Annotated in this window: 20 protein-coding genes; 8 read left to right on the top strand and 12 right to left on the bottom strand. The window is 69.5% G+C overall.

All coding sequences use genetic code 11. The features are described 5' to 3' along the window. Positions 1 to 256: 256 nt before the first annotated feature. Complete coding sequence (locus tag LXT23_RS33960; RefSeq protein ID WP_253984542.1) at positions 257 to 1,180, bottom strand: hypothetical protein; 924 nt, start codon at positions 1,178 to 1,180, stop codon at positions 257 to 259. 134 nt (positions 1,181 to 1,314) lie between these two features. Here LXT23_RS33960 and LXT23_RS33955 point away from each other — a divergent pair, with 134 nt between their 5' ends. The 4 genes from LXT23_RS33955 to LXT23_RS33940 all read left to right on the top strand — a co-directional run bounded on the left by LXT23_RS33955 (position 1,315) and on the right by LXT23_RS33940 (position 8,166). Continuing rightward, complete coding sequence (locus LXT23_RS33955; RefSeq protein WP_253984541.1) at positions 1,315 to 3,036, top strand: M23 family metallopeptidase; 1,722 nt, start codon at positions 1,315 to 1,317, stop codon at positions 3,034 to 3,036. A gap of 119 nt (positions 3,037 to 3,155) precedes the next feature. Continuing rightward, a complete protein-coding gene (locus LXT23_RS33950) occupies positions 3,156 to 5,498 on the top strand; it encodes a GMC oxidoreductase (protein ID WP_253984540.1) in 2,343 nt (780 codons plus the stop codon). Positions 5,499 to 5,510: 12 nt separating this feature from the next. Then, complete coding sequence (locus LXT23_RS33945) at positions 5,511 to 7,070, top strand: GMC family oxidoreductase N-terminal domain-containing protein (protein WP_253984539.1); 1,560 nt, start codon at positions 5,511 to 5,513, stop codon at positions 7,068 to 7,070. Between the two features lie 52 nt (positions 7,071 to 7,122). Next, on the top strand, positions 7,123 to 8,166 hold the full coding sequence (locus tag LXT23_RS33940) for an alpha/beta hydrolase (protein WP_253984538.1): 1,044 nt from the start codon (positions 7,123 to 7,125) through the stop codon (positions 8,164 to 8,166). Between the two features lie 48 nt (positions 8,167 to 8,214). Here the strand turns inward: LXT23_RS33940 and LXT23_RS33935 are convergent, their stop codons facing one another. The 5 genes from LXT23_RS33935 to LXT23_RS33915 all read right to left on the bottom strand — a co-directional run bounded on the left by LXT23_RS33935 (position 8,215) and on the right by LXT23_RS33915 (position 13,014). Then, positions 8,215 to 8,436: a hypothetical protein gene (locus tag LXT23_RS33935; protein ID WP_253984537.1), complete on the bottom strand. Its 222-nt coding sequence runs from the start codon at positions 8,434 to 8,436 to the stop codon at positions 8,215 to 8,217. A gap of 374 nt (positions 8,437 to 8,810) precedes the next feature. Further along, positions 8,811 to 9,725: a fumarylacetoacetate hydrolase family protein gene (locus tag LXT23_RS33930; RefSeq protein WP_253984536.1), complete on the bottom strand. Its 915-nt coding sequence runs from the start codon at positions 9,723 to 9,725 to the stop codon at positions 8,811 to 8,813. Then, positions 9,725 to 10,798 (bottom strand): hypothetical protein, encoded by a 1,074-nt coding sequence (locus tag LXT23_RS33925; RefSeq protein WP_253984535.1) that lies wholly within the window; start codon positions 10,796 to 10,798, stop codon positions 9,725 to 9,727. Before LXT23_RS33925 ends, LXT23_RS33930 begins: the two co-directional genes overlap by 1 nt. Positions 10,799 to 10,880: 82 nt before the next feature. Then, entirely contained in the window at positions 10,881 to 11,435 is a 555-nt protein-coding gene (locus tag LXT23_RS33920; protein WP_253984534.1) for a DUF2378 family protein, read from the bottom strand. A 145-nt stretch (positions 11,436 to 11,580) separates the two neighbouring features. Then, positions 11,581 to 13,014 (bottom strand): ELWxxDGT repeat protein, encoded by a 1,434-nt coding sequence (locus tag LXT23_RS33915; protein ID WP_253984533.1) that lies wholly within the window; start codon positions 13,012 to 13,014, stop codon positions 11,581 to 11,583. Between the two features lie 205 nt (positions 13,015 to 13,219). Here LXT23_RS33915 and LXT23_RS33910 point away from each other — a divergent pair, with 205 nt between their 5' ends. Further along, on the top strand, positions 13,220 to 14,665 hold the full coding sequence (locus tag LXT23_RS33910) for a galactose oxidase-like domain-containing protein (protein WP_253984532.1): 1,446 nt from the start codon (positions 13,220 to 13,222) through the stop codon (positions 14,663 to 14,665). 12 nt (positions 14,666 to 14,677) lie between these two features. Here the strand turns inward: LXT23_RS33910 and LXT23_RS33905 are convergent, their stop codons facing one another. Continuing rightward, positions 14,678 to 15,406: an SDR family NAD(P)-dependent oxidoreductase gene (locus LXT23_RS33905; protein ID WP_253984531.1), complete on the bottom strand. Its 729-nt coding sequence runs from the start codon at positions 15,404 to 15,406 to the stop codon at positions 14,678 to 14,680. Positions 15,407 to 15,675: 269 nt separating this feature from the next. Here LXT23_RS33905 and LXT23_RS33900 point away from each other — a divergent pair, with 269 nt between their 5' ends. Beyond that, complete coding sequence (locus tag LXT23_RS33900; RefSeq protein ID WP_253984530.1) at positions 15,676 to 17,430, top strand: hypothetical protein; 1,755 nt, start codon at positions 15,676 to 15,678, stop codon at positions 17,428 to 17,430. 248 nt (positions 17,431 to 17,678) lie between these two features. Here LXT23_RS33900 and LXT23_RS33895 read toward each other — a convergent pair whose 3' ends face one another. Further along, positions 17,679 to 18,626 (bottom strand): DUF2381 family protein, encoded by a 948-nt coding sequence (locus LXT23_RS33895; RefSeq protein ID WP_253984529.1) that lies wholly within the window; start codon positions 18,624 to 18,626, stop codon positions 17,679 to 17,681. Between the two features lie 91 nt (positions 18,627 to 18,717). Further along, the gene (locus LXT23_RS33890; RefSeq protein WP_253984528.1) at positions 18,718 to 20,730 is read right to left on the bottom strand and encodes a serine/threonine protein kinase; all 2,013 of its coding nucleotides are present in this window, start codon (positions 20,728 to 20,730) and stop codon (positions 18,718 to 18,720) included. Between the two features lie 295 nt (positions 20,731 to 21,025). Between LXT23_RS33890 and sitI6 the strand changes: the two genes are divergently transcribed. Beyond that, entirely contained in the window at positions 21,026 to 21,748 is a 723-nt protein-coding gene (sitI6, locus tag LXT23_RS33885) for a SitI6 family double-CXXCG motif immunity protein (RefSeq protein WP_253984527.1), read from the top strand. Positions 21,749 to 21,751: 3 nt separating this feature from the next. On the opposite strand, the gene LXT23_RS33880 is transcribed toward sitI6, so the two are convergent. Further along, the gene (locus tag LXT23_RS33880) at positions 21,752 to 22,192 is read right to left on the bottom strand and encodes a hypothetical protein (RefSeq protein ID WP_253984526.1); all 441 of its coding nucleotides are present in this window, start codon (positions 22,190 to 22,192) and stop codon (positions 21,752 to 21,754) included. A gap of 42 nt (positions 22,193 to 22,234) precedes the next feature. Here LXT23_RS33880 and LXT23_RS33875 point away from each other — a divergent pair, with 42 nt between their 5' ends. Beyond that, positions 22,235 to 22,513: a hypothetical protein gene (locus tag LXT23_RS33875; protein ID WP_253984525.1), complete on the top strand. Its 279-nt coding sequence runs from the start codon at positions 22,235 to 22,237 to the stop codon at positions 22,511 to 22,513. Positions 22,514 to 22,517: 4 nt separating this feature from the next. Here the strand turns inward: LXT23_RS33875 and LXT23_RS33870 are convergent, their stop codons facing one another. Together LXT23_RS33870 and LXT23_RS33865 are read right to left on the bottom strand one after the other, a co-directional pair. Then, positions 22,518 to 23,306: a hypothetical protein gene (locus LXT23_RS33870; protein ID WP_253984524.1), complete on the bottom strand. Its 789-nt coding sequence runs from the start codon at positions 23,304 to 23,306 to the stop codon at positions 22,518 to 22,520. A 956-nt stretch (positions 23,307 to 24,262) separates the two neighbouring features. Then, positions 24,263 to 25,075 carry an HNH endonuclease gene (locus tag LXT23_RS33865; RefSeq protein WP_253984523.1) on the bottom strand — a complete coding sequence of 271 codons (813 nt, stop codon included), beginning with the start codon at positions 25,073 to 25,075 and terminating at the stop codon, positions 24,263 to 24,265. Between the last annotated feature and the right edge of the window lie 291 nt (positions 25,076 to 25,366).

The raw sequence follows: 25,366 nt of genomic DNA, 5'->3' as shown, positions 1-25,366 counted from the left end.
CAAGGGTGGATGCCTCCCTTTATGCCTTGGGGGTCTGACGTGCTGACGGCCGGGAGGTCCGGACACCCTCACCAGGGGCGCTCGCGCCGGCGCTGTTTCCCCTGGAGAACAGGCTGCTGCGTCCTGGCGAGCGGCTCCCCCGCGAGGCGTGTGCGTGTCCAGGGAGGGCTTGCCTGCCCGCAGGCAGTCGCGCACCCACGCCTCGCAGCGCCATGACCAGCCCATGCGCGACGTCTGGCGCTCCCAGCGTTCCGCTCTAACGAGGCGGGTTCATGCGGCGGATGCACGCATGCACCCAGGCCTCGTACCGCCACGGGTCCTTCAACCCGGCAATCCTCACGCGGCGGGCATTGTCCTGGAGCAGCGCCTTGCGCCCCAGGGTCCGGTTCGCTTCCCGGGGCTTGAAGGTCAGGCGCAGCGAGGCCGTGCCCGTGAGCCGCTCCCAGGGGCCTCGCGAGCGCTCCACGTCGAGCAGGTCGTCATAGGGGATGAAGCCCTGGCTCCCGCACTCCACGCCGCGGTGCGTGAAGGAGTACAGCCCCGGGACCTTCGTGCGGACCAGGACGCGGATGGCCACGAACATCAGCGACCAGCTCAGGGCCATGGCCAGCCAGTAGAGCCAGAGGGGAAGGACGCCGTACTTGAAGATGGGAAGCCACCTGCCGAGCGCGGCCACGTAGCAGGGCAGCAGGGCCACGAGGAGGGACAGCACGCTGGCCGGCGCCACCAAGAGCTTTCCGAGCGGGAAGGGGGCCCTGCCGGAAGGCAGGTCACTCCGGGCCTTCGTCCGCGCCCCGGCCTTGCCGCCGCCCTTGTCGGGGGGAAGGCGCCGCTCCAACTGCTGGAGCTGCCCGGTGAGGCGCTCCACGGAGGACTCCAGCGTGCGCCGCTGCGTCTCCAGGTTCTGGAGTGCGTCCTGCTCTCGCGCGAGCTGGGCCTCCAGCTCGGCGATGCGCGCCTTGTCCGTGGTGTCATCCGCGGTGGTGACGCCCAGCTCTTGCCGGGCCTGGGTGAGTCGGGCCTCCAGCTCGGCGATGCGCGCCTTGTCCGCGGCGTCGTCCGAGGTGACGACGCCCAGCTCTCGCCGGGTGGACGTCAGCTCACCCTGGGCGCGCTCCAGTGCATCGCGCAGCTCCCGGGTATCCGCCGGCTCCGGGCGCCGTTGCTTGAACCAGCCCATGCGCGGAGTCTACCCGCAAGGTGCGCATCCCCAGCAGCCCCCCTCCCGAACGCCCTGAATCACCGGGCCCGGGAAGATTTCCCGCGGGGGCCGTTCTCAAGCCGCAGCCACACACGTCCCCCAGGAAGCCCCTCATGAAGAAGCACCTCCTCGTCTCGGCCGCCGCCGGCCTGATGGCGCTGACCAGCGTCGCGCCTGCTCTCGCCCACGCAGCCTGTGACATCGACAGTGCGGCACAGTCCGCCCCGGGGCTGAGCTCCGGCAACTGGTACCACCGCATCGACGCGGCGGGGAACGTCGCCGCCAGTCACCCCGACGGCTACTACCAGATCAGCTCCGCCAGCATGGTGAACCGCGCCGCCTGGCTGGACGGGACGGTGGCCCGCATGCCCGTCTACAAGCCCTTCCGCGACACCGCGGTGGACGTGGCCGTGGGCTGGATGTACGGCGCCAACTCGCGCCACAACGCGGTGGACTACGTCAATGACGGCGCGTCCTTCCGGGTCGACGCGGTGGCGGACGGCACGGTCGTCTGGGTGGGCTACATGTCCAGCCCCGGCAACGTGGTCATCGTCGAGCACACCGCGCGGGACGGCTCGCGCTTCCGCACCATCTACCACCACCTGCGGGACGGCCGGGACGAGGACATCGCGCGCGCCCGCCTGACGAAGACCTGGTACGAGAAGAGCGCGGGCGCCGGCACCTGGACGTCGGCGGACGCGACCTGGAAGTTCTACCAGAACCGGGCGGACGCGGACGCGGTGGTGCTGGCGGGCAGCCCCACGGCCGCGCAGCTCAGCGCCATCGAGTCGCGCTGGGGCACCAACTCGCAGGGCATCCTCGTCACGCAGGGCCAGACGGTGAAGGCGGGCCAGCAGCTCGGCATGGCCGGCCTCACCGGCGCGCACGGGATGAACAGCAACCTCAACAACACGCACCTGCACATCATGTTCGCGCGCCCCGCGCCGCACTGGAACGGCGGGGTGCAGCAGAACCTGTGGACGCTCTTCGACCCGTACGGCCTCTACGCGCTGAGCGCCTCCTGCTACCAGACGGAGTACCCCACGGGGCAGGGCGCCCAGGCGGACCAGCACGCCGCGCACTTCGCGCCCTTCTTCCAGGAGTTCGCCGGAGTGGACTCGGGGAAGTTCCAGCAGGGCTTCAACTACTTCGCGTCCTTCGGCTGGTACCCGTACACGCTCGCCACCGAGTCCAGCGGCTGGACGTGGAAGATGGGCGGCGCGTTCCAGTACAACGCCTCCTCGCCCGTCACCCGCGGCTTCCGCACGTTCGCCCAGCACCAGGCCGACGCGGAGCTCTGGGATGACTACAACTGGCGCCCGGACAAGGTGGTGGGCATGACGGCGCCGGACGCGCCGCGCTTCACCGCCATCTACGCCCCCATCACCGGCGGCTACATCGCCCGGCACAAGATGACGCCCAGCTGGTTCGGCACCCAGATTGGCGACAACTACAACGCGGCCTACCTGCTGACGGATGCCTCCGCGTACCTGGAGGCGGGCCAGCTCTTCTTCACCGGCACCTGGGTGAAGCAGCCGGCCGTGACGGCGCAGTACCTGTACCACTCCATGACGGAGGCCCAGCTGTGGGACTCGGACGACACGATGAAGGCCGCCGGCCTCAAGATGGTCCAGGTCTCCAAGTACTCGCACCCCGGCCTGGGAGACAGGTACATGGCGCTCTGGCACGTGTCGGGCAAGACGCTCGTCCCCGTGCTCGAGCTCACATCGGATCAGTTCCGGACCTACCGCGACATCTACGTGGACCTGCTCAACTACCGCATCCGCCACGTGAGCGCGTACGGCGGGAAGTACGCGGTCATCTTCGAGAAGTAGCGTAGGGATTCCAGGGGGTTGGACGCACGTACACAAGGATCCAGCCCTCGTTCGTTTTTGGAAAGTAAGAGCAGGTCGCCTTCCACCCGGGGGGCGGCCTCGCGAACGAGGGGGGGGACATGGCGCCGGCCTACGACGCACTGGTCATTGGCACCGGATTTGGTGGAGCGGTGGCGGCCTGCCGGCTGGCCCAGGCAGGGCTGTCCGTGCGCGTGCTGGAGCGGGGGCTCCGGTATCCCAAGGGGGGCTTTCCCCGGGACTGGGAGGACCCGCTCAACGGCTGGCTGTGGAAGCACGGCCAGGGGCTGTTCGACGTGAAGCTGCTGCCGGGGATGAGCATCGTCCAGGCGGCGGGCTACGGAGGCGGCTCGCTCATCTACGCCAACGTCCACCTGCGCCCGCCCGCGGAGACGTTCACCTCGGACTGGCCCACCGGCTACAGCCGCGAGGCGTTGGATCCATACTTCGACCTGGTGGCGCACATGCTGGACCTCCAGCCCATCACCGCGTCCGCGCGCGGCCTGCCCACGAAGACGAAGCGGATGAAGGACGTGGCCCGCCAGCTCGGGCGGGAGCAGCAGTTCTTCTACCCGGACCTGGCCGTGCGCTTCACTCCCGCGGGCGAGCCCCTCCCCAACAAGTTCGGCGTGTCGCAGGAGGGCTGCAACTTCTGCGGTGAGTGCGACATCGGCTGCAACGTCCGCGCGAAGAACACGCTGGACCTCAACTACCTGGCCGTCGCGGAGCAGCGCGGCGCCGAGGTGTCCACCCAGGCCGAGGCCACCCGCATCGAGCCGCTCTCTCCGGAGGGCTACCGCGTCACCTACACGGACCATGGCGCGGGCGGCCTCGCGCGCACCGTGGACGCGCGCCGCGTCTTCCTGTGCGCGGGCGCGGTGAACACCACGGAGCTGCTGCTGCGCTGCCGCGACGAGTGGGGCACGCTGCCGCGCCTCGGGGAGAAGCTGGGCTGCCGCTACTCGGCCAACGGGGACTTCCTCGCGTTCGCGATGGAGACGCGCGAGGTGTGGGACGCGTCCGAGGGGCCCACCATCACCACCAGCCTGGTGGTGGACCAGGGGGAGGGGAAGGACAAGACGTGGTTCGTCTTCCAGGAGGGCGGGCACCCGGCGCAGCTGGCCGGCCTGCTCCCGGCGCTGGACGCGGGGAAGGACCTCAAGGTGCCCGCGGACCTGCTCCAGAAGGAGCTGGTGAAGACGCTGCGGCACCGCTCGCGCGAGCTGGCCTCCATCGAAGGCGAGCGCGGGCGCTTCCACGCGGTGTTCCTGGCCATGGGGCGTGACAGGGCCAATGGCCGGCTGGCGCTGCGTCCCCTCACGGGGGAGATGGAGGTGCGCTGGGACGTGCCCTCCAACCTGCCGCTGTACCGGACGCAGGAGCAGCTGTCCCAGGACATCGCCCGGGCCCTGGGGGCGCGCGCCGTCTACAACCCGCTGTGGGAGCGGCTCCACATCCCCGTGTCCGTCCACAACCTGGGCGGCTGCGCCATGGCCGAGGAGCCCGCGTACGGCGTCCTCACCCCGGACGGCGAGGTGCACGGCCACCCCGGCCTGTACGTGCTGGACGGCGCCGCGCTGCCCGCGAGCACGGGCGTCAACCCCTCGTCCACCATCGCCGCGGTGGCCGAGCGCAACGTGGAGCAGGCCATCCGCGTCGCGCTGGGCAACCCCGCGTGGACCGCGCCGGAGCGCGCCGGTGTCCAGCCCTACAGCGCGGCGATGCGCGTCTCGGGACCGGTGGCGCCGGCCCGCGTGGTGCCGAGGGAGGACCCGATGCGCACGGTGGTGATTCCGGAGGGTGGCACGGTGGCCTCGCCCACGCAGGTGGTGGGCCTGCGCTTCACCGAGCGGATGCGGGGCTTCCACTCGCCGGGCCACGCGCCGGCGGACGACTTCGTGGGCGCGGAGCGGGCGGGCAAGCGCGCGGGGCAGGTGGCGGAGTTCGTCGTCACCATCACCCTGCCAAGCCTGGACCGCTTCCTGGAGGAGAAGGCCCACGGCGGCATCGCCCAGGGCACCGTCCACGTCCGCGGCCTCACGCCTCCCGAGGGGGCGGACGTGGAGAATGGCGTCTTCAACCTCTTCGTGGACACGGACAGCTTCTACGAGCGGCGGATGCTCTACCTGCTCCCGTTCACCGGCGTGGACGGCAAGCGCTACCTGCTGGACGGGTACAAGGAGGTTCGCGACGACGACGGCTTCGACGTGTGGAACGACACGTCCACGCTCTACACCGTCATCCGCGAGGGCTCGGAGCGCCACGGGCCCGTGGTGTCCAGCGGCATCATCCGCCTGCACCTGCCGGACTTCCTCCAGCAGCTCACCACCTTCGCCGTGCTGGGCACGACGTCGCCCGCGGTGAAGGCGGACGCGCTCAAGCGCTTCGGCGGCATGTTCATGGGCCACCTCTGGGACGTCTTCGCCCGCACGAAGCTGCAATAGGAGAGACACCGCTTGGCGAAAACAACGGCTACGGCAACGCGGTACGACGTGGTGGTGGTGGGCTCGGGCTTCGGGGGCTCCATCAGCGCGCTGCGTCTGGCACAGGCGGGGAAGGCGGTCGCGGTGCTGGAGCGCGGCCGGAGGTACCGGCCCGGCGACTTCCCGCGCGACGTGCGGCGCGCGGACGAGGTGCTCTGGCGCCACCCGTCGCGTCTGGAGGCGCAGGGCCTGTATGACGTGCGCTTCCTGTCCGGCATCGGCACGGTGACGGCCAGCGGGGTAGGGGGCGGCTCGCTCATCTACGCCAACGTCCACGTGCGGCCGGACGCCGTCGTCTTCGAGGACCCGCGCTGGCCCCGGAGCTACAGCCGCGCCTCGCTGGAGCCGTACTTCGACAAGGTGGCCCGGGAGCTGCGGCTGGAGTCCACGCCCGTGTCCATCGACCTGCGCAAGCGCGAGCTCTTCCAGCGCGCGGGCGCCCGCATGGGCCGCGAGACGTTCGACCCGCCGCTGGCCGTGGCCTGGAAGGAGTCACCGGGGCCGGGCCGGAAGGTGTGCCAGCTCTGCTCCGAGTGTGAGTTCGGCTGCCAGCACGGCGCGAAGAACACCATGGACCAGACGTACCTGGCGCGCGCGGAGGCGCTCGGCGCCACGGTGGTTGCGCGCACGCTCGTGTCCCATGTGGAGCCGGTGCGGGGTGGATACCGGGTCCACTGTCAGGACCTGGCGACCGGCGAGCGGACGGCGGTGGAGGGCTCGCGCGTCATCCTCGCCGCGGGCACGCTGGGCACGGTGGAGATCCTCCTGCGCAGCCGGGACGGCGCGCGCAGCCTGCCTCGGGTGAGCGCACGGCTGGGGCACGGCTACTCGGGCAACGGAGACTTCCTGGGCTCGCTGCACGGCGCGCGCGAGGACATGCAGCCGTGGGTGGGACCGGACGTGTCCACGGTGATGCGCTTCACGGAGGCCAAGCCGCGCTTCACGCTGGTGCCGGCCACGTTCAACCGGCCCGCCACGGAGGTGCTCGCGGGCCTGGGGCAGCCGAGGCTCGGTCCCTTCCAGGGCATCGGCGCGCCGCTGTGGACCTTGCTGGGGCCCGTCGTCCACAAGGCCTTCTCGGCGGGGCTCCTGAGCAAGCCGCTGCGCAATGGCGTGGACCCGGCGCGCACGTGCAACCTCTTCGGCATCGGCCAGGACAACGCCAACGGGCGCATGGGGCTGAAGGGCGGCCGGCTGGACGTGGAGTGGAACTACGCCGGGGAGAACAAGGCGCTGGTGGAGCGCATGACGGTGGCCATGCAGGAGCTGGCGTCCCAGTACGGCGGCACGTACGCGCCGCTGGTGACGTGGCAGCTCTTCAAGCGGCCCTTCACGGTGCACTCGCTGGGCGGGGCACACCTGGCGGACTCGCCCGAGCGCGGCGTGGTGTCCACCGAGGGCGAGGTGTTCCACTACCCCGGCCTGCACGTGGCGGACGGCTCCGTCATTCCCACCGCCATCGGCTTCCATCCGGTGATGACCATCAGCGCGGTGTCCGAGCGCATCGCCGAGGCCGTGGCTCGAGGCTTCTGACCCCTTTGCGGGCGGCGAGGGCCGCCTGATTCTCGCGGTTGAGGATACGAGTATGGACACGCTACCGACGGCCGAGCGCCACGACTTCACCGCGGGCGACGGCGCCCCACTGCAGCTCACGCGCTACCAGGGCGGGACGAAGGGCCCGGTGCTGCTGGTGCACGGGGCGGGCGTGTGGAGCGGCATGTTCATGCTGCCCACCATCCGGGAGAACTTCGTGCAGTACCTGGTGCGCCACGGCTACGACACGTGGCTGCTGGACTGGCGGGCCAGCGTGGAGCTGCCGCTGCGCCAGTTCACGCTGGACGACGCGGCGGAGCACGACATGCCGGCCGCCGTGCGCAAGGTGCGCGAGGTGACGCGCTCGGAGACGGTGCAGGCGGTGGTGCACTGTGCGGGCTCGGTGGCGTTCTTCATGGCGCTGGCGGCGGGGCGCATGCCGTCGGTGCGCAGCGTCGTGGCCTCCCAGGTGGCGCTGCACCAGATCGTCCCGCCCGTCACCCAGCTCAAGGCCATGCTCCGCCTGCCCGAGGTGCTGGACGTGACGCTGGACTACCTGTCACCGGACGAGGACCCGGCGAACCCGCTGTGGCAGGAGGCCTTCGGCAAGGTGTCCGACCTGCTCCACCACGAGTGTGACAGCACGGTGTGCCACCGGCTGACGTTCATGTACGGGCACCTGTACCGGCACGGACGGCTGAACCGCGAGACGCACGAGCGGCTGGACGAGCAGTTCGGCCCCTGCAACATGCTGACGTTCCGCCACCTGGCGCAGATGGCGCGCGCGGGGCAGGCGGTGGCCTTCGACCACGGGAAGGAGGAGAACCTCCGCAGGTACGGCCGCCCCACGCCGCCGTCCTACCTGCGGCCGGAGCACCTCAAGCTCCCCATCACCTTCCTGTCCGGCGAGCAGAACGGGACGTACATGCCCGCCTCCACGGAGCTGACCTTCGAGTGGCTCCGCGAGGAGAACGGGGCCGACCTCTACCAGCGCAGGGTGCTGGAGGGGTACGGCCACCTGGACACGTTCATGGGCAGCACGGCCGCGCGCGACACGTACCCCGTGGTGCTGGAGGCGCTGGAGGCCACGGGCTGAGCGCCGCGCCTGGCTCCGGAGCCTGGTTCCGGAGCCTAATTTCGGAGCCTAATTTCGGAGCCGGAGGAGCGTGAAGGGCTGCGGCAGCGGCAGCATGGCCGGGAGCGGTGCTTCCGGCTCACGAGCGGGGACGGGGGCGGGCGTGAAAGAGGCCTCGACGTCCGCCCAGACCACCAGCTCCGACGACAGGTCGGCGAAGAGGTGCTGGAGCTCGTCCTCGCGACCTCGCCAGTGCTTCGGCACGGGGGACTGACGGGGACTGCGTCCCATGAGTCGCGGGCCACCCTTCCGACGCCGGGCCCGCTTCGCACCCAGGCTCATGTGGGGACGGGTGCGGTTACGTCTGGAGCGCCTTTCCATCGGGCGGTATTCGCGCGGCCTCACGGTGGTCATCCTCGAGTGCTGTTCACGCCGCGCTCCATGACGGCAGGAGACCACGTACGTGATCGCCCCTGTGTCATGGAACCGTCATGGTTTCTCCATCCGTTCCCAACGGCCCGCCGTCGAAAAAGTTCCACACGAAGGCGGTGCTCGCGCATCAGCGATCCTGATCTGCCCCACAACCCGGTCTTGCTGGATCCTCAAACGATCCGGGAAGAAGGCGGCGAGCAGGAAGCCGGCGGCGAAGAAGGCCGCGCGCGGGCTCAGCCGGAGATGACGAAGCGGCGCTGCCCCAGCACTCCGCCGTCCATCTCCACCACGTCTCCCGCCTTCAGCATGCGCGGGTTGCGAGCATGGGCCCGCAGCGCGGCGGACAGCCTCGCGCCGGGCCCCAGCAGCGCCGCCAGCCGCCGCTTCCACGCGGGCACGGTGAAGGCCACGCCCGACGGTGTCCCCGTGAGCACGACATCGCCCTTCTCCAGCACGCCCGACGGCGCGGCGCGAGCGGCGCGCAGCAGCAGCTCCCGGGGCGCGGCGACCAGGTCCATGGTCCGGCCCTTCTGCCGGAGCTCACCGTTCACCGTGAGGGTGAGCGTCACGTCCAGGCACGCCGCCGCCTGTGGCACGTCCGGCGCCCAGAGCACGCGCCCGGCCACGAGGAAGCCCGCGAAGCTCTTCGCCGCGCTCCAGAAGGCCATCCGGTCCGCCCGGCCCTCACCCAGCACCTGCACCGAGCGCGCCGTCACGTCGTTGGCCAGGAAGTACCCCACCGGAGGCGCATAGCCGGGCTTCTCCACATCTTCCCGGCGCACGTCGTCCAGCATCAGCAGCCCCAGCTCCACCTCGTAGTCCAGCAGCGGGGGCAGGCTCTCGAAGCGCGAGGCCAGCCGCGAGCCCAGCGCCGCGTCCAGCCTCGACACGGCCTCCACCATCACCGCGCGCGACGGGCTGACGACTTCGTCTCCCTCGCGCAGCAGCGACGAGGCGTCCTTCGCGAAGACCGCGGGGCCCTCCGCGTCCGAGGCGCCCGTCTCGTTGATGTGGGCCGCGTACGTCAGGCCGAGCGCATGCACCCGCTTCGGCGCCAGCTCCAGCGGCCGCGTGCTCCCGGGCGTGCGCTTCGGATCCAACGCACGCATCACCGCGGGTTCCGCCGGCTGCTGGGTCATCCGAAGCATCACGTGCCCTCCACGGCCCGGAGTGAGGTCTCCTCCGGTCCGGTGAGGTGGGTACCATCCCATGCGATGTAACGCACGCCCTCCAGGGGCTCGGGGGCGTGGAACTCCAGCGCTCCCACGGTGGAGGTGAGCCGGCCCTCCGGCCTCCACGCCGCGAGGGGATGAGCACGAGTGGAAAGTTCCACTTCACATGTGGCCACGTCGCTCTGCGCCACGTGGACGTCCCAGCCCATCGGGTCCCGGTACACGTAGCCCACCAGCGTCCGCGGGTCGCACCACGCCCGGCCCTTCATCGACACCGTCGCCGACGTCGCGTGGAAGAGGAGCTCGCCCGCGCGAGGAACCTCCATCCGGGTGAACAGCAGTCCGGGCACCTCGTGGAAGGCGTGCTGCTGTCGCGCGGTGCGCAGGTAGATGGGCGTGAGGCGCGGGCTGACGGGCCCGCGCTTCGGCAGCACCGACAGCGCTTCGAGCCGGGCGTCCGGGTCCTCGCGGAAGCGAGGCACATACAGCCACGTCAGCTCCTCGAGGCGCCGGTGGCCCCACAGGTGCTTCTGCAGGCCCGGCGCGCCCTGGACGTCGTACCGGTGTCCGTCCACGGTGACGGTGCCGGTGAAGGTGATGTCGTCGTGCGCATGGGCGACGTGCGTGGTGAGCGGCAGCAGGTCGATGCCCCGCGGCGCGCGGCGGACGGCGGGCGCTGACTCCGGGGTGAAGCGCAGGTCCCAGTCGATGGCATGCCCACCCGAGGCGACGCGGCCACGGCACCGGCCCGGCGCCAGCTCCGAGTCTCCGATGCGGATGCCGAAGCGCTCCGGCGTGCCGGCGTCGAAGTCGGAGAGGGGATGGAGCGACTTCAGCGCCAGGGCGGGCGTCGAAGCCTCCGAGTCGAAGGCCGCGGCCCACACGGTGGCGCGGGGCGCTCCGGGTGCCCCCGGGGCGGGCGTGAAGAGCGTGTACCGCAGCCACCAGGCGCGCGCTCCGCCCGGGTCGAGCACCACGAGGAACCAGATCTCGAAGTTCCCGGGTTGCCCCTTCCAGCGCGGCAGGTTGGCGCGCTCGCTCGAAGGCATGTCGTCTCCCCCTCAGGGACGGCGGAAGCACGCCGTCCGGGGGCTAACGTCGCAGAGCGGGGGCGTCCGGGGCAAGCACGGTTCAGCGCCCGGAGTCGCTCCACGTCACCCGGTAGGTGACGCTGTTGTCGTCGTACTGGCGCACCTCCACCCCCGTCGCGGCACCGCCCGCGGCGCGGCTCATGGCCAGCATGACGCCCTGCTTGAAGTAGCGCAGCTTGCCGGGCTCGTTCAGCCACACCTCCGCCTCGCCCGGCCCGCGCTCGGTGATGCGCACCTCGGTGTAGTTGTTGCTCGTGCGGAAGCCGTGCTGCGCCTTCAAGAGCATCCGCCAGGGCCCCAGCAGCTTCATCACCCCGAGCAGGGCGCGGCCCATCAGCGTGTCGCGGTAGCCGTCAATCATCCGCTCGCCGAGCAGCCGCCACGCGACTTCGTCCGGCTCCTCCGGGTGCAGCGTCTTCGCCGTGAGCGCCACGCAGCGGATCCACGTCTCCAGCGGATAGGCGGGCAGCAGCGGCCGGTCCAGGTCCAGCCCCTCGCCACGGAGCCGGTCCTTGAGGAGGGGCGTCACGCGTCCCGTCAGCCCCCGGACGAAGAGGCCCTCGACAATCGGGGGGAAGACGAGTCGCTCGGACATGATGTGCATATTCCATCCCGGGCCCTACCGGCGGGGTCAAGCCCCGCGGTCGGGTTCCTGTGTTGTCTCAGGATGGAACGCACGCCAGACCACGAATTACCTTCGCGCACCCGGGTGGAGGTGGCAGGGTGGCCGACCGCCGTCTTCACCGTGCCACGGTGTCGCAGCGTCCCTCCGGCCGGAAGGGCAGGGCATACAGCCGCCGCTGGCCGGTGCCGTCCTGGGCCGTGAAGAACACATCCCAGCCCGAGCGCACGAAGTGCTCGGGCATCGAGTCCCAGGCGCCCGCCGCCAGCTCCCCGAGTGACACCGTTCCTGTCTGGGTGCCGTTGCTCGTCCAGGCCTCCCGGCCGCACCCCCCGGTGCTCGCGCTGAAGAACAGGTTGTCCTGGTGCACCGTCAGGCCTTCGGGGAACGAGCCCGCCGCGCCCGGCTCGAGGTCCGCGAAGAGGAGCGTCCCCGCCTCCGTGCCGTCGCTCACCCACAGCTCGCGCCCGCGCTGCCCGTCGTCCGCGCTGAAGAAGAGCCGGCGTCCCATGACGATGAAGCCCCCGGGCGAGGAGCCCTCCTCACCGGGGTAGAGGTCCTTCACGCGCTTCGTTCCCTTCGCGGTGCCGTCGCTGCGCCACAGCTCCGTGTCCATGCCATGCGCGTCCGTGGAGCCGGCGAAGTACAGCTTGCCGCCGAACGCCACCAGGTCGCTCGCGGTGGCCAGCTCCGCCACCATCATGGGCGGCCCGCCGTCCGTCGCCATCAGGTGGAGCCGGTGGCCGTGCAGGTCACCCTTGACGAAGAACACGCGCCGCCCCACGGGCGTGAGGGCCCCGACGATGGCGCCCTCGCTCGACAGGCGCATCAGCTCGGTGAGCTGCCCCTGTTCGTTGAGCCGCATCACCGCGGTGAAGAAGACCTGGACCTGGGCGATGAAGTAGAGCGAGCCATCTCCCGCGCGCACGAAGCGGTCCGGGTTGATGCCCTCGGGGCCGGGGTCCGCGTCGGCGACGAGCACCGTGCCGTCGTGGGTGCCATCGCTCTTCCACAGCTCGCGCCCGTGGTCCTCGTCGCCCGCCGTGAAGTAGAGCAGGCCGCCGTGCTCGAACAGCGAGCGGGGGAAGGAGCCCGTCTGCCCGGGCCACACGTCCCGCACCATCCGCGTGCCCGCGGGCGTCCCGTCACTCACCCACAGCTCGCGGCCATGCTCGGGGTCCTCGGCGGTGAAGAAGATTCTCTCGCCCACGCGGGTGAGCTGGGTGGGCGGCATGCCCGTGGGCCCCGGGGCGAAGTCCTTCACCATCCGCGTCCCCGAGCCCCGGGTGCCGCTGCTGAGCCACAGCGCGCCTCCGTCGTCGGACGTCCCCGCGAAGAAGTAGAGGGCGTCGCTGCCATGCACCGGAATGCGCGCCTCCGGATCACTGGTGAGGAGGGCGGGGCCCAGCGGGACGGCGGCGTTGGAGCACACCTGCCAGGGACTGGCCGCCTGGGCGGAGGTCGCTCCGTTCTCTGCGGCCGCACCAGGCTCGGGCGTGGAACAGCCGGCGAGCACGGCCAGCAGCACGGACAGCGGACGCCAGCACCTCATGACAACCTCCTCGTTTGAAGGGACCCGCGCAATCTGGTCGTCCGGGACCTGATGCCCACCCGTGCCAGGGGACGGGGGCAGCCACCGGCGAACGACAGTCCGCGCCGCGAGGCAACACTCGCCTGGACGCGAGGACCGATTGGCGCGCGGCGCCCGCCCCTTAGGTTCTGTCCCTCCAACCGGCAACACGGACCCGGAGGCCGCAATGTCGTGGAGCACCCTCATCACCCGGCGACAGGTGTTCACCTGCTGTCTCATCGCGGGCCTGGTGCTGGCCGGCACCGCCCGGGCGCAGACCGCGCCCGCGGACGTCGGGGTGTGGTCCAGCGTGATGACGTGGCCCATCTCCGCCACGCACACCCACCTGCAGCCGGATGGGAAGGTGATGTTCTTCGGCGAGTTCGGCGAGGGAGACGACCCTCCCAGGCGCTGGGACCCCGTCACCAACGCCGTCACCTCGCTGCCGAGGACCGACCCCGTCTACAACATCTTCTGTGCCGGACACTCCTACCTCGCGGACGGCAAGCTGCTCGTGACGGGAGGCCACATCGAGAGCCACGTGGGGCTCCCGGACGCGAGCCTCTTCGACGCCGCCACCTCGTCGTGGACCCGCCTGCCCGACATGAACGCGGGGCGCTGGTATCCGACGAACACGACGCTCTCCAACGGCGATGTGATGGTCCTCTCCGGCGAGGTCAGCGGCGTGGGGGACATCAACGAAATCCCGCAGCGCTACCTGGCCAGCACCCGCACCTGGCGGACGATGACGGGGGCGCGGCTCGACATGCCGTACTACCCGCGCACGTTCCTCGCGCCGGATGGGCGACTGTTCCTGGCCGGGCCCTCGCGGATCAGCCGCTGGATGACGGTGTCGGGCACGGGGGCCTGGACCACGGGCCCCTCCAGCAGGTTCGGCTCGCGCTCGTATGGGCCGGCGGTGCTGCTGGACGGCCGCGTGTACCTCATCGGCGGGGGAGACCCGCCCACGGCCACCGTGGAGCGCATCGACCTGCGGGCCTCGTCGCCCTCGTGGGAGTACGTGGCGTCGATGCTCACGGCGCGGCGCCAGCACAACGCCACGCTCCTTCCCGATGGCAAGGTGCTCGTCACGGGGGGCAGCCGGGGCAGCGGCTTCGACAACTCGGGCTCTCCCGTCCTGAATGCGGAGGTCTATGACCCGGCCGCCAACAAGTGGACGCGGCTGGCGAGCAACACCGTGTACCGGGGCTATCACGCCACGGCGCTGCTGCTGCCGGACGGGCGCGTGCTGAGCGCGGGAGGGCGCAACCGGCGCACGGCGGAGGTGTACTCTCCGCCCTATCTCTTCAAGGGCGCGAGGCCGGCGGTCAGCTCGGCGCCGGCCACGGTGAGCCCGGGGACGACGTTCAGCATCGGCACGCCGGACGCGGCGCGCATCTCCCGGGTGTCTCTCATCGCCCTGGGCTCGGTGACGCATTCAATCGACATGAACCAGCGGCTGGTGACGCTGGGCTTCACGCGAAGCACGGGCAGCCTCACGGTGAGCGCGCCGCCTGACAACCACGCGGCGCCGCCGGGGTACTACCAGCTGTTCCTGGTGAACGACGTGGGCGTGCCCTCGGTGGGGCGGATGGTGCGCATCACCGCGACGGCGGGGCTCGCCCAGGAGTAGCGGGGCAGGGCGTCAGACGGCCGTCCACCCGCCGTCGAGGTCGAGCACCATGCCGGTGGCGTACGTGTTCGTCGCGAGGAACAAGGCCGCGTCCGCCATGTCGGTGACGGTGCCCGGACGCTTCAGGGGGATGCGGCCGACGAACGCGTCCATGAACGCGCCGAGCTGCTCGGGCGGCACGCCCCAGTCGAGGGCGGTGTCGCGCGTGAGGCCCGGGGAGAGGACGTTGACGCGGATGCCCTTGGGAGCCAGCTCGATGGCGAGCGAGCGGCCCATGGCGTTGACGGCGCCGCACAGGCCCGCGCCGCCGGCGTAGTTGGGCAGGGCCGCGTGGCCGGCGATGCCGGAGCAGAAGAGGATGGAGCTGCCCGGGGCCATCTTCGGCACGGCGAAGTGGCAGGCGGAGAGCTGACCGAAGAAGCGGTCATGGAACAGGTTCTTCCACGCCTGCGGCGCCACGGTGTCCACGGGGCCGAACACGGCGCCACCGGCGCACGTCGCCAGCAGGTCCACGCGAGGCACGGAGTCGATGAGGCGCTTCACCTGCGCCTCGTCGCCCACGTCCGTCTGGACGGCGCGCGCGTTGCGGCCGAGCTGCGCCACCGCGGCGTCGAGCCGCTCCTTGCGGCGCCCCGCGATGACCACCTCCGCGCCTTCCCTGGCGAACCGCTCCGCGATGGCGAAGCCGATGCCCGTGGCACCTCCCGTGACGATTGCGATCTTTCCATCCAGCGCGCCCATGACTGTCTCCTTGGTGAGGACTCGAGTGCCGCGCCTCCAGCAGAACACGGCGGAGGCGCGCCCTGGAGCGGATGGTTGCCCGGTGGCAGGCAGAGCGCGTGCCCCGGTGACGCGGCTGCGTGTGCGCGCGACGCGGGCCGCGGGCCCTGCTCCCGTAACCGGCTGAAACCCGATGATGGGAGCCACGGCACGGCGGTTGCTCTGCAGGGTCTTGAAGCCCGAGGCACCTTGCCTGGGGCCCCTGTCTCGTCGTTCCCGAGGAGATTCCCATGCATCCGTTCACCCGGTCCGCACGGCGCTCGCGCGCTGGCGGCGCGGCGCTCGCGCTCGCCTTTTCGCTGCTGCTCCTCGTCGCTCTCGTCCTCACGCCCAGGCCCGCGTCCGGCTTCACCCAGAGCGGCGCGGGAATCTTCATCGGCAATGGCATTCCCATGGGCCACGAGTGGGTCACCCGGCTGGCGGTGCTCGAGCTGATTGGCGGCGACCCCATCATGAAGCCGGACCCGAACGACCCGCGCCTGAAGTGGACGCAGGGCAAGGCGAAGAACACGAACCTCTCCGACCCCGGCGCGCAGCGGGAGCTGGCGCGCATCCGTTCCCAGCGGTACGACGACCAGCGGTACCAGTCCGCGTACAAGGCCGTCTACGACGCCATCGTGGGCGAGCGCTGGGTGGACCTCGGCGGCTTCAACGCGACGAACTCGATGCTCGGCAAGCACAACTGCTTCGACGCCGTGGCGCAGGAGCCGGTGGAGGTGCAGTACGACCACTTCATGCGCCGCTATGACGACCGCGAAGCCGACGGCGGGGTGAAGGCGGCGAAGGAGTCGCGGGCCCGCTTCGTCCAGTACTTCGTGAACGCGGCCATGGCGCCGCCGACGACGATGCGCGTGTGGGACGGCGGCGGCTACAGCGCGCAGACGGACGTGGACCGGAACTACTTCCTCTTCGGCCGGGCGGCCCACCTGTTCGAGGACTCCTTCAGCTCCGAGCACGTGGTGCGCATCCCCGCGGACAACCATGTGCGGGTGCGCCAGGTGAAGAGCTACCTGTGCGCGGCGGGCTCCGAGCAGCACACGCACTCGAACACGAAGATCCTGACGTACGAGAGCGGGGACGTCATCTGGAATCCCGGCACGCAGCTGAGCAGCGGCTGGAGCTCGTACAAGCCGAGCAACATGAAGGTGCAAGCGCTGGTGGCCACGGAGGCGACGAAGGACCTGTGGGCGGCGTTCATCCGGACCATGGGCGTCCCGCTCGCGCAGCGGCAGCAGGCGGCGACGATGGAGGCGAACCGGCTGGTGGACAACTGGCTGAGCTTCGACGAGGCGGAGATGCGCGGCTGGTACAACAAGGACGCGAACCGTGATGCCACCTACGTGCTCGGGACGGGGCAGGGCGGCAAGGGGCAGTCGGTGTCGGCCTGCATGAAGGGCCTGGGCGTGGCGTCGGGTGACCAGCTGGCGAAGGTGAAGGAGCTGGAGGCGGAGCAGCGCCTGTGCCTCTACAACGTCGTCCCGGAGGAGGGGTACTCGGACCTGATCGACACGTCCATGCACATGCCCTTCAACTGGATGTGGAAGGACTCGAGCTGGCAGACGCCGCCGAGCGACTGGAAGATTCCCGTGCGTCCGGCGGACACGGGGACTCGCGTGCGCATCAAGAGCGTGGAGAACGGCCAGTACATGGCCGCGCCGGATGGCGTCTCGAAGAACCAGTGGCTCTACTGCCGTGCCGGGACGACTCCGCTCGACTTCATCCTGGTGGGCAGCAAGGACAATGGGGTCTACCGCGTGACCAGCTCCCCGGGCCTGTTCCTGAGCTACACCGAGGCGACCGGCGCCGTGAAGCTCTGGGACTCGCCGAAGCAGGCCAACTACAAGCTGGAGAAGACCGGCACGGGGGATGCCATCAAGAACCTGTACTGGAACCAGTACATGTGGCTGTCGAAGGAGTCGCCGTACATCACCAAGGGCGGGGACCCCAGGAACCGCAGCGCCTGGTGGATCTTCGAGGGGCTGTAGCCAGGTCCTGAGGGGACGGGAGGACGACCCCGGCCCCCGCTACAGCGAACCCGTCCGTTTCCGCCCGGGACGCGCGGCTACGTCACGCCGCCTCTGCCCCTCCCGGGCGGGGGCCCGGGTGGAATGAACGTTCCTTCCGGAGGCGAGCCGGCCGGAGGGGAGGGTGGCGAACAGCGCTGGCCGACCTGGCGGCGCGATCCTCCGGGGCGGTGCTTTTTCACGGGCCGCTGTTCGCGGGGGCCTCACGCTCACTCGGCGCTCACCTCCCGGTCGGCAAATGCGATGCCGCCCACGACCAGGGCCCGGTCGCCCCCGTCGTCCGACAGCCACAACATCCACGACTCCGGGGACAGGGACGCGTCGGCCTCGGCCTCCACCAGGATCTGGCTCGTTTCGTCTGGGGCGAGCGGTCGCTGCTGCCACACGGACAGGATCTTCAGGAGCTCGCCTCTGTGACTCGCGAGCGACGCGTTCCGTGCCATCCAGCGCGACCCGGGCTCGCGTGCCCGCAGCGTGAGTTCCACGAGCACCCGGCCGTCGGCACGGAAGGTCCTCAGTTGCTTCGCCACGAATGCGTCGTGTTTCCACCGGGCGACCACTTCCTTGTGGTTCCGCACCACGACGCCGCTGGAATCGAGGGCCGCGGAGAGCCGCAGCGCCGTCAGCCCGCTTGGCGCGGCCTGGACCCGGGCCAGGGCATCCTGGCACTGGCGCGCGGCGGCCCAGGCTTCTCGCACCTCCGGCGGGTCGGACTCCGCCGGGCGTGAATCGCGGGACACCTCCACCAGGCGGTCCGCCTGGTCCTCCCTCACCACCAGGACGAAGGTGGCCTTCGTCCGTGCCGCGCCATCCTCGAAGCGCACGGCCAACTGCAGTCGGTCTCCCTCCTTCAAGGTACCGGAGGGTACCAACCGGAGAACGGACTCCCCTGGCTCCACCCGAGTGAAGGCAGCGGATCGCTCCAACTCCACCTGGAGCCGCCCCATCGGCTCACGCGCGAGCTTCACGTCGAAGGTGAGCACGGTGGAGACACCCGGGCGGATGTGGATCTCCGGCTCCGCACCGGCTGCACCGGCACGCAGTGCGATGCGGCGGACACCCATCTCGGGCGGAGGAGGCTGAGACTGCGCGGCGACAGTGGCGCTTGGGCCCATCACGAGGGCGAGCGACAGCAGGAAGGCAGCAGGTAGGCGCACGAGACGGAATCTCCTGGAGGTCACGCCCCTGGTGCCCTCGGCGAGCAGCGACAGGCCACTGCCGCCGAAGGGGGCCCGGCCCGGCGGCGTGTCACTTGAAGCGCTTCACCCCGTAGACCTTTCCCTGGGGGTACGTGAGCACCGTGCCGGGCGCTTCTCCCGGCCTCAGCACTTCCAGGCCCAATTTGCGGTCTACCTCCAGCAACACCATGCAGACGGGATAGTGCTTGCCATCCTTCGTGCGAGCCTCGGTGAACCACCCGTGGATGCGGCCCTCGGCGAAGAACAGGCGTCCGACCAGCCTGGTTCCCCATCCTGGCAGGGTGCCGACCGGCTCATCGAGTGCGAACTCCGCGGGGCCCTCCCGCAAGGCCACGATGCCCGTCTCATGCGGAAATATGAAACCATCCGGCGCAGTGGCCGCGACCTTGCCGAACTGAAGTTCCTTCATCGCGTCCAGCGCGGCCTGTGGGCACTCCTGGGGCGGAGGCCGTGGCCGCTGCAGCTCCGCGAGGACGCGCGGCTGCTCGGGTTGCTGAGGACCGGCGCAGGCCGCGCCCACGCATGCGGCGACCGCCCCGACTGCGCCACGCACGGCATCCGGTGTCTTCACGCGCCGCTTCGCGAGTGGCTTCGAAGGTGTCGAGGTCTTCACGTCGGCGCTGTCCTTGGGTTGGGTCATGGGCGCAGCATCGGCTCTGGCGGGGCTCTCCACCAAGGTGGGCGCCGCGACTGCTTCCGGCTCCCAAGGCCCTCCAGGGAGAGCGCCGGCCCGTGGAGCAGTGTCCTCCCGTGACTGTGCCGGAGCGGTGGTGGACCCCGGGCCCTCGGCGGGCGCCATTGCCCCCGTCCCATGACACGTAGCCAATGCCGCCAGGAGGCCGAGCAACGCCAGCGTGCCCACCGCCAGCCCCGCGCGAGGGACACGCCGTCTTCCCGTCATGCTGACGGCCTGCTCCCGGAGCGGCGGGGCACTGTCCACGCGAACCAACGTCACGCCCTGCGCCGCGGAGGACTCCACGGCCGAGCGCGGAAGCAGCATGGCCCCGGCGCCCGCCCGCCCCGTCGTCGGGTGCCTCCCGTCCTGCCCTGGCGGAGGTGTGGCCGGCGCCGTGGGCCAGTCCGGCCGCACCGTTCGCCGAGCGCCGGCGTCTGCCTGTTCCGCGCCCTCTTCCCAGGCGAACACCGGTTCCTCCCAGGCCGGCGCCGGGCCGAGCGCCAGTGCCGCCTCCAGCGCCTGGTGCAGCTCGCGCCCGGAGCCGTGGCGCGCCAGGGGCTTCTTCTCCAGCAGCCGTGTCACGACCGCGCTCAGGGCCGGCGGCACCCGGCGGTTGATGCCGGCCACGGGCGGCGGCACATGGGCGAGGATGGTGAGCATCAACAGGTCGCCCGGGAGCTCGGGCGGAAACGGGTAGTGCCCCGTCAGGGCGCGGAACAGACACACGCCGAGCGCATAGAGGTCGTCGGTGGGCTGGAACGCGTAGCGCGCTCCAGCCTCACGGAAGTGGAGCCGATGGTAGTCGAGGGCCTCCGGACTGCGCAGGTGGACGGTGCCCGGGGGCACCACCGTCGAGGTGAGCGTGCTGGCTCCCTCCTGCCGCCCCACGCCGAAGTCGATGAGGATGGGCTGCGCGTCACTGGCCCGGATGAGGATGTGCTCGGGCTTGAGGTCCCGGTGGTGCACGCCGCGTCCATGCAGCCAGTCCAGCGTCAGGGCCAGGGTGCCTGCGACGCGCGCCAGCTCACGCAGCGGCGGGTTGGTGGTCTCCGTCCACGCGTGCAACGGCAGGCCCTGGATCCAGTCCATGACGAAATACAGGTGGTTGCCCGCCAGGCTCTGCCATGCGCCCCAGTCGTGGACGCGCACCACGTTCGGGTGTTCCGTTCGCGCCAGCAGCGCCACCTCGCGCTCGGCGCGTGGGTCCGAGGGCCGCAGGGCCAGCTTGAGCGCGTACGCCTTCCCTGGGGCGTCCACGTCTTCCACCCGGTACACGGCGCCATAGCTGCCCGTGCCCAGCGGTTCCAGGACACGCCAGCGGTTCACCCGTGCGCCAGGCCCGAGCGCCCATGGATAGGCCCTGCTGTCTTCCGCTGGTCCGGACATGCCCCGCCTCGCCACGAGTCGAGGCAGAACCTAGCAGGTGGCTCGCCTTCCTGCATACCCTCCAGAAGGGGTCCGGCGGAGGGCGTGCGACAGGAGGGAGCCAGTGCCCCCGGAAGAGCAACGCGTGGTGGGCCATCGAGGCGTTGGGTGTGGTTCTTATCCTGAGCGGCTGATCACCAGGCGGTGGTCCCTGCCGGCGACACATGGCACAAACCTGTCGGACAGTCGGACAGGATTGGAACGGCCGCGTCCGGCAGTCGCCTCGGGGACTCAGAAGAGGGGCCAGACCCAACAGATGAGCCGATTCTTCTGGTTGCGCGAGGACAGGGCTGCGACCGCCCGTTACACCGGGGACTTCAATGCCGGACGCAAGTGGTCGCTGCCAGGAGCGCGGTGCTCTGCATGTGGCGCGACGTGGAGTGCAACCGGGCACCAGTATCCTTCGGTGGACCTGTCCCACCTTCCCGAAAGAGGTGAGTTCGAGAAGCCCAGGTCTGAACCCTACGCGGAGCTCGCACGTCTGCGAGAAAGAGTGCGTCTGCTGGCACCGCCGACCGCGACGCTGCCTCCAGGGACTGGATTCGGCCCGCTGGTGGGAACTGCTCGTGGTGACCTGGGGCCGCTGACGTGGCAGGGAAACTACCTCCTGCTCTTGCGCCGGGACACCCTGGACCGCCTTCAGGCGGAAGGAGCCCGTGGACTGCTGGGTTGCCGAACGGAGCTCCAATGGAAGCAACGGAACCCGCCAGAGTTCCTTGAGCTCCAGATTGAGCCTCACGGCCAGCTGCACCCGGATTGCATTCCATCGGACGTGCCACCACCGTGCACGACCTGTGGCCGATACGGCATATCGAGGCCTGATGAGCCGATGATCGACGCGTCGTCGCTCCCTTCGGAACTGGACCTGTTCCGAGTAGGGAACTTCGCGACGATGCTCGTTGGCACGGAGCGATTCATGGATGCCGTGCGCCGCCTGGACCTGGACGGCATCAGCTTCCGCGAGCTCCCCACGCGCTGAAGGCTACGGCTCCGCCGTCCCCGTGGGTCCCGGGCTCGCCCTGGCCCGCAGGGCCTCCCACAGCTTCGCGTGGTTGAGCAGGATGTCCTTAATGCCGTTCAGGACGGCCTGGGAGTTCAACGCCTGCGTGCTCATCGTCATGTGCGCGTCGAGGGCACTGATGATGGCGTTCGTGAGCTCGCTCAGGAGATCTGGCGAGTTCGCGAACTGCTCCTTCGTGTTGTTCGCCGCCTGCTGGACCAGCGTGGTGGACTCCAGCAGCTTCCCCATCAGGACGCTGTTCACGTAGACCAGCTTGTCATCGTCGGAGAGCTCGCCCTCGAACAGCGTGTTCACCTTCTCGATGATCTCACGGAGTCGAGCGCGCTCCTTCTCCTGCACGCTGCCTCCTCCCGCCTCGGTGATGGGGTAGAGCACCGGCTTCTCGCCCGCTTCGAGCACCATCCCGTGGAGTTCCACGCAGTTGCCCCGGTGGACTCCCGGCCCGTGGCTTCCGACGCGCAGTGCGCCAACTGGGACTCCTCGCGCCTCGCCTGGGGTGTGGTGGGCACCGTGTCCGGGGCGCTGGGCGCGGCTGGAGGCGGGGGGGGCGCTCCTCACCAACCTAGTGGGCGAGGACCGGGGGCGCAGCTCGCCCTCGGCGTCACCTCGGTGCTGCTCGGGGCGCTGACGGTAGGCGCCTCCTACGCGGAGGACGGGCTCTCCGCTAGGTACATGGAGCGGTGCACCCTGTCGGCGCCGGTGCGTGCCGAACAGCACTGCTGAGTAGTCATGGCGTCGGCTGCATTCCCTGAGCGGGCCGGGCACGCAGCCGCGCAAGCTCAGCGGCGAGGCGCGCAGCTTCGTCTTTGGCTTCTTGGATCTCGAACTTCAAGGCCGTGTTCTCACGCTTTAGGTTGAAGGGATCCCTGGCGGTCAGGAAGCACGAAGAGAAGGAGAGCGAGATCATGATGGCTAGCATCTGAACCCAGATGGTTCGACGACTCGTCTCAGCATTCGTGGCAGCCGCTGCGTACTCAAGGAATGGCTTCTTCGCCGCTTCCTGTTGTTTGACCCAATGGTCAATGGAGCCTTCAGTCGATTCTGCTGTGCGCTTCAGTTCGCCGAGTACCGACGCGAAGGGAATGAGGGCGATATCCAGATTCTTCTCATACTCCTCACCCTCGACCGTCTTCCCAGATACCTTGTCGACGGCGTGAAGCACCACCCTCGCCCGGTAACGGAAAAGCAGATTCTCGGTCCCGATAACAATGTCGCAAATAAACCGAAGCGAATTCATGAACCGCAGGAACTGCGGAACGGTGGAAATGGACGAACTCTCGTCCTCTAGGCGCAGCAGTGGTTCAATGAAGGTGTCTTCACATATCCGGGCCACCCCCCCCAGGTATGCGCCGATTGGGTCAGGTTCCAGTTCCGGGGGAACGAGCTCGCGCAGCACATGCGCGAGCCGATAGGATGTCTCTGGGGCGACCGCGATTGCCTTAATCCGTTCGAAGCATTCGCGCATATAGACTACGCGGTTGCGCAATTGCGGCAGCAGCAGGTCCTTCTCGGACATCTCCAACTCGACGCGGCGTGCGTCCAAGCTCCGATGAAGTTCCTGAATTCGCTTCCACCTAGCCCGTAGCACGGGATGCATCCACGAGTGAGGGTTCTTCGTGTCGGCTGGGCCGACGGCTTCCAACGGCGGCGGTCCCCGCCTCACAGAACTCGTGGCTTCACGACCTGCGTCTTGCGCCTGTCCCAAGAATCCCCCTTACATAGTGGATGCAGTGCACATTAAACGCTGCCGCGCCAACGCGAAACCTGCCATTGGCTTCGGCGCGCGGGAAAGAACCCGGGCGGGAAGGGCGGGGGAACTCCCTCCTCCCCGGGCGGGCGCTGCGTCGCAGCGCCGCAAGAACAGCCCCGCCGGACAACCCGGCAGGTTTGGTCGGTGCTGCTGGCCGAGATGTCGCGCCAGAGAACCTGCAGCCACCACGATAGGCCTACTCGTCGTGCGTACCGTCCGCGCAGATGCGCCGGCCGCCGACGATCAGCAACTCCGCGCCGCACCTATAGCACTCGTCGGGCGCGAGATGGCGCGGGGCCGCAGGCTGCTGCTCGGGCTCGGCCCGGAACTGACGCAGCGCTATGGCGTAGTCCTCGCGGACATGCTTCCGGCGCAGTTGCTCCGGCGCTTGGGCTGGGGCACGGGCTCTCCGCACATGGGCACCTCCACGGCTTGAGAAGGGGCGTTCAGGACTTCCACGGCACCACCTGGGTGATGTCGGCCCCCCCAGCGTCGCTCGGAGTACCCGGCGACGTGGAGCCACTTCACCTCGCGATTGCCGGGGCCGTGGCGCTGGCGCTTGAGATGCCCGCGCACCTGAACCTCGGTGGCGAGGCGGCCAGCGGTGCCATCTGCGGCGGTGGGGGCCGGCGAGGGTTGTTGGGGACCCGCTGTAAGCGAATGGCGGCTCGCGCTAACGTCGTGGTGCCATTCCAGGACTCAGGAGTCTGTACTCGGATTCCTCAAGCGGTATGCCGGGGAACGGAGGTCTCGACTTGAAGCTTTGCCTGCAGTTCCTCGATGGTGAGCGTGATGCCGTGCTTCCAGTGAACCATGCGGTGGCAGTTGGAACAAAGGGGCACCAAGTCGTTTTCCGGGTCGGTCTGTCGCTCTCCAGCGGAGAGGGGGAAGGCATGGTGGACCTCAATGAATCCCTCGCCCCATCCGCTGTAGGTTTCCCCGAAGGAGAGGCCGCAGGCTTTGCAACGGGTTCCGTGGATTTTGATGGCAGCCGCCCGGAGCCCTAGGTCCCGCTCCGCGCTCTTTGAGAGACGGACGCGCTTCCCGCCCTCAGTACGTGAGATGACGACGGGCTCCGGGCCTTCCTTCTCGTCGAGCGCCTCAACAGTCCCGACGATGCCGCGCGAGAGGTACTCCTCAACATGCTTATTGGGAACGTTCAGCCCCGAGATGAACAGCCGCATTTTTCGAATGCCGTTGCTCCTCTGCGCGCTCTGAAGCTGCCGCCGCACCGAGTACGCGTCGCAACCACGCAGGTCCGTCGCAGGCACGTCGAGCACTCGCTGCTCACGGTTGGTATCCAAGTGTGCTTCATCAAGGCGCGCTCCACCCGCTCCTAAGCGGGCGATCAAGATCTGTAGTCCGCGCTCGTAGTCCGTGTTGCTAGATTTGGGATCGCCCCTCTTGCCGCCTCGAGCGTAGAACACGACCGACAACTTATCGTCGCGAGGCTGGAAGTTGAACGTGGCGAGAAGCGGAGTCCCGTTGTCTTCGAATACTCGGGCTGGCAGCGCGGATTGAAGGCCGGCGGTCATGCTGCCCAGTATACTCTCGCGAACTCGCGCCAAGCACTGAACACGAACGGGTAGAGCCTCTTCATGCTGGTCCAAGACATACGGAGGAATTCCGTTCAGGGGTACGTTGCGGAGGTGACGAGCAGCGTCCGCCGGAAGAAGTCCCAACAGGAAGTGTGGCTTGTACCGCACCGGATTGTTGAGACGCCAAGTTGTTCGTAACCAGGCCGCCTGCTTCGACTGCATCAACTCACGCCGGGCAGTCCCAGCTTTTGCCACGCGTTGACCTCTCCGCCGTACTTCGCCGCCGCC

This window comes from Pyxidicoccus xibeiensis (assembly GCF_024198175.1).
GTDB classification, from domain to species: domain Bacteria; phylum Myxococcota; class Myxococcia; order Myxococcales; family Myxococcaceae; genus Myxococcus; species Myxococcus xibeiensis.
This window is presented reverse-complemented; position numbering and strand designations above follow the sequence as displayed.

Coding starts and splice junctions, on each gene's coding strand:
- LXT23_RS33960 (WP_253984542.1), bottom strand. CDS start 1,180: ATGGGCTGGTTCAAGCAACGGCGCCCGGAGCCGGCGGATACCCGGGAG.
- LXT23_RS33955 (WP_253984541.1), top strand. CDS start 1,315: ATGAAGAAGCACCTCCTCGTCTCGGCCGCCGCCGGCCTGATGGCGCTG.
- LXT23_RS33950 (WP_253984540.1), top strand. CDS start 3,156: ATGGCGCCGGCCTACGACGCACTGGTCATTGGCACCGGATTTGGTGGA.
- LXT23_RS33940 (WP_253984538.1), top strand. CDS start 7,123: ATGGACACGCTACCGACGGCCGAGCGCCACGACTTCACCGCGGGCGAC.
- LXT23_RS33935 (WP_253984537.1), bottom strand. CDS start 8,436: ATGGGACGCAGTCCCCGTCAGTCCCCCGTGCCGAAGCACTGGCGAGGT.
- LXT23_RS33930 (WP_253984536.1), bottom strand. CDS start 9,725: ATGCTTCGGATGACCCAGCAGCCGGCGGAACCCGCGGTGATGCGTGCG.
- LXT23_RS33925 (WP_253984535.1), bottom strand. CDS start 10,798: ATGCCTTCGAGCGAGCGCGCCAACCTGCCGCGCTGGAAGGGGCAACCC.
- LXT23_RS33920 (WP_253984534.1), bottom strand. CDS start 11,435: ATGTCCGAGCGACTCGTCTTCCCCCCGATTGTCGAGGGCCTCTTCGTC.
- LXT23_RS33915 (WP_253984533.1), bottom strand. CDS start 13,014: ATGAGGTGCTGGCGTCCGCTGTCCGTGCTGCTGGCCGTGCTCGCCGGC.
- LXT23_RS33910 (WP_253984532.1), top strand. CDS start 13,220: ATGTCGTGGAGCACCCTCATCACCCGGCGACAGGTGTTCACCTGCTGT.
- LXT23_RS33905 (WP_253984531.1), bottom strand. CDS start 15,406: ATGGGCGCGCTGGATGGAAAGATCGCAATCGTCACGGGAGGTGCCACG.
- LXT23_RS33900 (WP_253984530.1), top strand. CDS start 15,676: ATGCATCCGTTCACCCGGTCCGCACGGCGCTCGCGCGCTGGCGGCGCG.
- LXT23_RS33890 (WP_253984528.1), bottom strand. CDS start 20,730: ATGTCCGGACCAGCGGAAGACAGCAGGGCCTATCCATGGGCGCTCGGG.
- sitI6 (WP_253984527.1), top strand. CDS start 21,026: ATGAGCCGATTCTTCTGGTTGCGCGAGGACAGGGCTGCGACCGCCCGT.
- LXT23_RS33880 (WP_253984526.1), bottom strand. CDS start 22,192: ATGGTGCTCGAAGCGGGCGAGAAGCCGGTGCTCTACCCCATCACCGAG.
- LXT23_RS33870 (WP_253984524.1), bottom strand. CDS start 23,306: ATGTCCGAGAAGGACCTGCTGCTGCCGCAATTGCGCAACCGCGTAGTC.
- LXT23_RS33865 (WP_253984523.1), bottom strand. CDS start 25,075: ATGACCGCCGGCCTTCAATCCGCGCTGCCAGCCCGAGTATTCGAAGAC.